The following is an 8152-nucleotide window of genomic DNA, read 5'->3' on the forward strand; positions in this document are numbered from 1 at the left end:
ATATGGAAAGAAATGTTGTTATTTTAGATATTGATTATGTTACCTATGAAGATAAGCCTGTAATTCGTTTATTTTCAAAAGATGGGGACAGGAACGTAATATTGTTGGATGACACATTTGAGCCGTATTTATATGTTGTTTCAGATGATGTGGATAAATGCATGTCTGAAATTCAAAATAATTTGGATGTCGTTAGCGTTGAAAAAGTCATTAAAAAAGATTTTCAGGTTGAAAAGGAATTTATAAAAGTGGTATTCAGCCATCCTCAGGAACTTGCAAAAAACAGGGATAGCCTACGAGACACTGAAGGTGTACTTCAGATTAGGGAATTTGACATTCCATTTTATAGAAGATATCTTATGGATAGGGATGTTATTCCAATGACCGAAGTAACGGCCATCGGTGAAGAAATTGAATCGTTTCTTAATTTGGACTCTAAAAAGCAGGATATTCAAATTATTAAATTAACTGATAGGCTAAAACGTGTTAAGGATTATCCTCAAAAATTCAGAATTTTAAGTTTTGACTTGGAAGTTAGAAATCCTCATGGGATGCCAAATTCTGAAGAGGATGAGATAATCATGATTGGAGTTGCAAGTAATTTTGGCATTAATCAGGTAATATCAACCAAGACTAACTCGAACGATAGGAATGATTTCGTAAACCAGGTAAATTCAGAAAAAGAAATGATTGAAGAGTTTGTAAGGATAATTAATGACAACAATGTTGATATCATTGTAGGTTACAATTCAGATAATTTTGACTTCCCATACATTAAAGACAGGGCCAAGATTTTAGGCGTTGATTTAAACATTGGAATGGATGAATCTGAAGTTAAATATATCAGAAGAGGCTATGCCAATGCCGCTTCTCTTAAAGGGTTGATTCATGTTGATTTATACTTGGTAATGAGGAGATATATGACTCTTGAGAGATATACTCTGGAAAGAGTTTATTATGAATTATTTGGTGAGGAGAAAATAGATGTTCCTGGTGAGAGAATCTGGGAGTTCTGGGACAATGGCGGAGAAGAATTGGACAATCTATTTGATTATTCACTTGATGATGTAATATCAACTTTAAAAATTGCAGAACAAACTTTACCACTTAATTTGGAACTTACCCGTATTATTGGCCAACCATTATTTGATGTTAGTCGTATGGCTACAGGCCAACAAGCAGAATGGTTTTTAGTCAAACAAGCTTATTTTGATGGTGAAGTTGTACCAAATAAACAGGGTTCCAATTTTGCAGATCGCGCTAATGCAGAGGACAATGAAGGGGGGTATGTCCGGGAACCTGAAACGGGCCTTCATGAAAATTTGGTTCAATTTGACTTCAGAAGCCTATATCCGAGCATCATTATTTCAAAAAACATATCTCCAGATGTGATGGTTATGGGGGATGTTGAAAATGAAGAGGAGTACAATATTTCACCGGAGCATGATTTAAAATTTAAAAAAAATCCTCAAGGTTTTATTCCATCTGTTATTGATAAGATTTTACAGGAAAGGTTTAGAATCAAACGCGAAATGAAAGCTTGTGATGATGAAACTGAAAGAAAAGCTTTAGATGTACAACAACAAGCTATTAAAAGATTGGCAAATACAATGTATGGTATTTATGGTTTTCCTAGATTCAGATGGTATTCTTTTGAATGTGCAAAGGCCATTACTTCATGGGGAAGACAATATATTAAATCATCAATTAAAAAGGCAGAAGAGTATGGCTTTTATGCAATATATGCTGATACTGATGGTTTTTATGCAAAATACAAAAAAGAAAAAGAATAAGAGAAATTAATTTCTCTTTAAATTTTATTTGTTTTTGGAAGTTAATTCCACTTGTTTTAACATGACATGATGTTTGTTAGCATATGTCATGCAGTTAACCTACTATTTTTTATTGCGTAATGGTAACTTTGGAAGTTGCCTTATTGGATGCCTGGTAGGCGTCTGTTCCGAAGAATGCCGCGATTATATTGTATGTGCCTACTGCAAGATTGCTTGTGTAGAATCTTGCTTTTCCGTTGGCATCTGTGGTGGCGTATTTCACACCATTGTTTGCAAATCCAATTTTAACTCCACTAATTGCGTTTCCATTACTATCAGTAAGTCTAGCAATGATATAACTATTGCTTTTATGTTTGGCTGTAAGACTTGTCACAGTCAACTTGGTGGCAATCTTGCTTATCACGACTTTTGAAGTTGCCTGGTTGGATGCTTTGTAGGTATCATTACCATAGTATGCAACTTTTATATCGTAATTGCCCTCTTTCAAACCAGTTAGATAATACCTGGCTTTACCGGAGGAGTCTGTAGTAACGTATTTCACGCCGTTGTTTGCAAATCCGATTTTAGCACCTTGGATAGGATTACCATTAGCATCGGTTAAAGTAGCAATGACGTACTTGCCGCTATTATAAGTAGTTGAAACACTAGTGACTGTCAATTTAGTTGCAACTTTACTTATCACGACTTTTGATGTTGCTTGGTTGGATGCTTGGTGTGTGTCGTCACCATAGTATGCGGTTTTTATGTAGTAGGTGCCTTCTTTAAGTTCGTTTGTGTAGTATCTTGCTTTTCCGTTGGCATCTGTGGTGGCGTATTTCACGCCGTTGTTTGCGAATCCGATTTTTGCACCGCTTATTGGTTTTCCGTTTGTATCGGTTAACCTTGCAATGATGTACCTGTTGCTTTTATACGGTGCTGTAAGGTCGGTTACAGTCAATTTAGTAGCAATTCTATTTGAAGTTATCACGACTTTTGATGTTGCTTGGCTGGATGCTTGGTGTGTGTTGTCTCCGTAGAATTTAGCTTTAATGTCGTAGCTACCTTCTTTAAGTTCGTTTGTGTAGTATCTTGCTTTTCCGTTGGCATCTGTGGTGGCGTATTTCACGCCGTTGTTTGCGAATCCGATTTTTGCACCGCTTATTGGTTTTCCGTTTGTATCGGTTAACCTTGCAATGATGTAGCTGTTGCTTTTATACGGTGCTGTAAGACTTGTCACTGTTAATTTTGTTGCAATTTTATTTTTGATTACAAATTGTGAAGTAACTTCGCTACTTTTATAGTTTTTAGTGTCAGGGTTTGATATCACGACTTTGTATGTTCCAGGTTCATAGTCTTTTAAAGAAAGTTTCAAATAGCCATTTGCATCTGTGGTGCCTGTGTAACGTATATATGTGGTTGAGGATGTATAAACATCAATACGAACTTTTGTATCATACATTCCTTTGCCGTTTTTCACATTAACAACTTTGACGTTGAAAGTTTTACCATCATTATAATATGCAGTTACCTTAGGGGCTTCGTATTTTGCATTGGCAAAACCCACGTTAACAAATCCTGTTATTTCATAAGCCACATACCTAGGTTCGTAATTATCTTCAGCGATATTGACCCTAATTTTATGTTTTCCGACAGATAGTGAAGCTGAAAATGAGACAGTTCCTTTTTCGTTAGTTTGGAATCTGTACTCTTGGACGTCACTATTGGTTTCAAATGCTTGTACTTTAATAATTGCATTCGGCACGGCGTTATTAGTGCCGGCATATTTAACGGTAATTGTTGCAGTAACCTCACTGTTGTATTCAATATCATGTGTGGATATGGTGAGGTCAACACGTACTTTATTAATGGTAATTGTTCCGCTAACTTTTTGTAATTTTATGCTTTCTGTATTGTTTGCATTAACTGTATATGAATAGGTTCCAGGAATTAAATTTTTCACATTAATTTTACAGGTTCCATTTGAATCAGTTGAGAAATAATAAGTTTTTTCAGTAGTTTGCGGCATTGTCAAATGGATTATTTCACCGGTTAATGGAGCACCATTGGATTTGGTCACGGTGATTGTAACATTTTTGTCACTTCCGTATGGTTCATTATATTTGTCAACAACTATCTTTACAGTTCCTTTGCTAACGCTTAACCTAACGGTTTTAGAGCTGCTTTTAATATTGTCTTTAGTTGCTATTGTGACATTATGGTATCCTGCGGACAGATATTTCATAGTTAAAGTTGAATCCTGAGTAAATTCGTATAATTTATCTGCATCGAATGATGCAATACCATTTTTATTTGTTTTCGCACTGAATCCGGCTCTAATGTTTCCTATTGTTGTTAAAGAGACTTCAACATCTGGTATAGGTTTATTGTTATTGTCTCTGTCAACAATTTTAAAGGAAAAATTGCCGACCCTATACTCTGCGGAATCTTTAACTACTTGGATGTCTGCATTATAAATCCTATTCAATGTGATGTTGCTAATGGAATCTCCTTTATATGTAAGTGCTAATAAAGCAGTTTTAAAATTAAGATTGTTTAATTTAAAACTATATGTTCCGTTATTAAGATTATAATTGCTTGTTTTAATGGTTTTTGTTGCATTACTATCTTTATAAGTTACGGTAGGTTTTAAATCATTAATGTCAATGCTTTCATTACTTTTTATTTTTACTTCCACTATTTTGGATGAATTGACATCAACCGAAGTTGGTGTAACGTTTATTGCGCTATTTGAATTGGCTTTTAATAATTCATTATTATTACCATCACTTAGAATGGCATTATTATCTTCAATTTCATTGTTAATGGATATTTCATCCGAATTTTCATCATAAGTTTGCATATCTTGGTCAGTAAGGTTATTATCACTTGCATAGGCTGATCCAAGACTTATTAATAAAAATAATGACATGATTATTAATAAGGCAAATTTATTATTAATTTTCATAATAGGCTTATCCTCCTTTTAGGAATTTCAATTTAAAAAGATTTTATTTGTATATCATATATTGGATTTTTTAATATATATACACTATTATTAAAATTAGCATAACTAAAAATCAATCGCTGTTTAAAAAAAGAGAAGGAAGAATGAAATCATTCTTCGATGTATGAATCTATGTCAATGTTTAAGTTACCACAGATTTCCTTTAGTTGTCCGTATAATTTTTCATCAATAACTACGCCATTTGCTTCGGCTTCAGCTATTCTTTTCACTTCCAAGTCTCCAGGTATGGCAACATTTTCACCGGTTGCCCTAATTTGGGAGATGAAATCTTCAGTGTTTGCTACGAATTCACCAAAGTCTCCAAATTTGGATGGGTCAATTACAACATATAAATCTCCTTTGGTGCAGTCTTTTTCCGGTGAAGCGGTACCGGTTACGCCATGACCGTATCCTGCCTGAACTAAAGGTCCTGTTAGAATTTCAATTAATGCCGCGAGGGCATATCCTTTAAATCCGCCAAATGGCAATATTGATCCTTCAAGAGCAGCTTCGGGGTCATTAGTCGGATTCCCATCTTTATCTAATGCCCATCCGTTAGGCAAATCTAAACCTTTCCTTTTTGATTCAATAATTTTCCCACGGGCTGTAATGGAAGTGGCCATATCGACAGTAATGTAAGTTTCAGATGGAATTCCTAATGCAATTGGGTTTGTTCCGATTAAAGGCTCACTGCCTCCCAATGGGGCAATAGCGGGGTCGGTATTTGCGAGCACTAATCCAATACAATTCTCTCTTAATGCTAAATCAGAATAAAATCCAGTTACTCCGAAATGATTCGAATTGTGCACACCAACACATCCGATTCCTACTTCTTTTGCTTTTTTAATGGCCAATTTCATTGCTTTATATGATACAGCTTGTCCAAATCCGCTGTTACCATTAATCAAGGCAATTGCTGGAGTTTCTTTTTCAATAACAATATCATCTTTTAAGTTAATATTGCCTGATTTAATACCAATTAAATATTGAGGAAATCTACCGAGCCCATGTGATGTGAACCCTTTTAAATCAGCATCTATTGTTGCTTCAGCTACAAATTCGCTATCTTCCTCACTGGCTCCTAATTTATTTAATATTTCTTTTACAAGAGCTATCTCCTTATCTTTCATTATCTTCATTTACTCACCCTTAATTTTTATTAAATCAGTATTCAATTTCAGATCCTTCAAAAGCTTTAACAGTAATTTTTTCATCATCAGTTACTTTGCCGATAATCTGACAGTTACAGTATTCTTTTAAAGTGCCCATAATTTTTTCAGCTTCGTTTTCTTCGGTTATTACAACGAAACCAATACCCATATTAAATACTCTATACATTTCTTTGATGTCAACGTTTTGTTCATAAATAAGTTTAAATATTTCCGGAACTTCTGGAAGGTCAGTTATATCATACCCCACACCTTTTTTCAAACGTCTAAGGTTTGTAAATCCTCCTCCAGTAATATGTGCAAGTCCATTAATATTATAATCTTTTTCAAATAATGCTACAATAGGTTTAACATATAATTCAGTTGGTCTGATTAACTCTTCGCCAATGGTAGTTTCACCATTTGGCATTTTGTCATCAACGCTAAATCCGGCATCATCGAATAATGCTTTTCTAGCTAAACTGTATCCGTTTGAATGGATTCCATTACTTTCAATACCGATTAATACATTTCCAGGTTGTATGTTCTCACCAGTAATAATTTTGTCGATATCAACAAATCCTATTCCTGTACCTGCTAAATCGAAATCTTTAATAATTCCTGGGAGTGAAGCAGTTTCACCACCAATAATGGCGATTCTTGATTCTTCAGCACCTTTTACAAGACCTTCAGCAATTTCAGCAGCTCTTTCAGGGTCTGGTTTTTCAACAGCAAGATAATCCACTAATGCTATTGGTTCTGCGCCAACACAAAGGATATCGTTTACTACCATAGCAATACAATCTATACCAATTGTATCGTATTTATTCATCATTTCTGCAATTAGAATTTTACTTCCAACACCATCAGTACTCATTGCAATAGCTTTATCGCCTAATTTTACTAGGGCAGCATAATGACCGCTGTCGGTAATAATGTCTCTATATGATAATGTTGATTTGAGTTTATCTGCGAGTTTTGAGACAGTCACTGCCTCAAGATCTATATCAACACCAGATTCTGAATAAGTAACCATTTTTACACCTGTAAGCTTTATTTAAAAAATAAATAAATATTGTATTTAACAATATTTTTTTTAATACAGTAATAACTTTGTTTCATTAAGTATTTAATTCTTTTTTTAATTATTGAATTCTAACACAATCTAAATTGATTGGTGTTTTGGTTTCTATCTTATAACTTCTATGAATAGAAGATGCTAAGTCAACAGCTTTATATGGGTCCCCATGACAGGTAATGACCTTTTCAGGTCTTGGATTAAGTCTTTTTACATATTCCATTAATTGTCTTCTATTGGAGTGTCCACTAAATCCATTAATGGTTTTGATTTGCATTCTAACCATGAATTGTCTGGTTCTGCCATCGTCATCTTCAAGAGGAATTTCTTTCCATCCTTTTTGAACTCTTCTACCCATTGAACCTTCAGATTGATATCCTACAAAGATTAATGTATTCTTATCATCTTCACATAACCATTTGAAGTATTCGACGGAGTTTCCTCCGGTTAGCATACCTGAAGTTGACAAGATGATTGCAGGTTGTCTGCTTTCAACAATTTCTTTTCTCTGGTCGTGATTTTGAACTTTTTCAAACATTTCTGAAACAAATGGATTTCTGCCCATATGGAATATTTGGTCCCTTAAGTCTTTGCTTAAGTATTCTGGTCTTGCGGTGTGGATTGCAGTTGCTTCCCATATCATACCGTCAATATAGATAGGAACTTCTTCAATTAATCCATGTCTCATGTATTCTTCTAAAACAACCATGAGTTCTTGCGCCCTTCCTACAGCGAATACTGGAACCAATACTTTTCCACCGCGTTTAAGTGTTTTGTAGATGGTTTTCATCATTTCTTTTTCAGCATTGTTTCTGGAAGGTTGCACATCTTCTTTTCCACCGTAAGTACTTTCCATAATTACTGTTTCAGCACGTGGGAATCTAATTGTTGCAGGTTCAAGTAATCTTGATGGTTCGTATTTGAAGTCACCGGTATAAACCAGGTTGTGGGCCCCGTCCCCTATGTGCATATGGGATATTGCTGAACCTAGGATGTGTCCTGCATTGTGTAAGGTTAATCTAATGTCTGGAGAGATATCTGTTACTTCCCCATAATCGAGTGTAATTGTATTTTTAATAGCCTGTTTCACATGTTTTGAGGTAAATGGTAAAGGATTGCCCTCTCTGTGAGCTATATCTAAATGATCGAA

5 protein-coding genes are annotated in these 8152 nt (G+C 34.8%); 1 reads left to right on the forward strand and 4 read right to left on the reverse strand.

From position 1 onward, the window contains the following. Window positions 1-2: 2 nt before the first annotated feature. A complete protein-coding gene (locus ACKI4K_RS01505) occupies window positions 3-1793 on the forward strand; it encodes a DNA polymerase domain-containing protein (RefSeq protein WP_407421568.1) in 1791 nt (596 codons plus the stop codon). 109 nt (window positions 1794-1902) lie between these two features. On the opposite strand, the gene ACKI4K_RS01510 is transcribed toward ACKI4K_RS01505, so the two are convergent. From ACKI4K_RS01510 to ACKI4K_RS01525, 4 genes are all read right to left on the reverse strand, one after another. Next, the gene (locus tag ACKI4K_RS01510; RefSeq protein ID WP_407421570.1) at window positions 1903-4737 is read right to left on the reverse strand and encodes a hypothetical protein; all 2835 of its coding nucleotides are present in this window, start codon (window positions 4735-4737) and stop codon (window positions 1903-1905) included. 149 nt (window positions 4738-4886) lie between these two features. Beyond that, window positions 4887-5915 carry an L-sulfolactate dehydrogenase gene (gene comC, locus ACKI4K_RS01515; RefSeq protein WP_407421572.1) on the reverse strand — a complete coding sequence of 343 codons (1029 nt, stop codon included), beginning with the start codon at window positions 5913-5915 and terminating at the stop codon, window positions 4887-4889. A gap of 25 nt (window positions 5916-5940) precedes the next feature. Continuing rightward, a complete protein-coding gene (gene purM, locus ACKI4K_RS01520) occupies window positions 5941-6960 on the reverse strand; it encodes a phosphoribosylformylglycinamidine cyclo-ligase (RefSeq protein WP_407421574.1) in 1020 nt (339 codons plus the stop codon). Window positions 6961-7069: 109 nt separating this feature from the next. After that, window positions 7070-8152 (reverse strand): beta-CASP ribonuclease aCPSF1 (locus ACKI4K_RS01525; RefSeq protein WP_407421575.1); only part of this gene is annotated, 1083 nt, incomplete at its 5' end.

Origin of the sequence: Methanobrevibacter sp. (assembly GCF_045644645.1) — an archaeon.
Lineage (GTDB): Archaea > Methanobacteriota > Methanobacteria > Methanobacteriales > Methanobacteriaceae > Methanocatella.

Bases quoted from the DNA above. Each gene is read 5' to 3' on its own strand.
- ACKI4K_RS01505 (WP_407421568.1), top strand. From the start codon at position 3: ATGGAAAGAAATGTTGTTATTTTAGATATTGATTATGTTACCTATGAA.
- ACKI4K_RS01510 (WP_407421570.1), bottom strand. From the start codon at position 4,737: ATGAAAATTAATAATAAATTTGCCTTATTAATAATCATGTCATTATTT.
- comC (WP_407421572.1), bottom strand. From the start codon at position 5,915: ATGAAGATAATGAAAGATAAGGAGATAGCTCTTGTAAAAGAAATATTA.
- purM (WP_407421574.1), bottom strand. From the start codon at position 6,960: ATGGTTACTTATTCAGAATCTGGTGTTGATATAGATCTTGAGGCAGTG.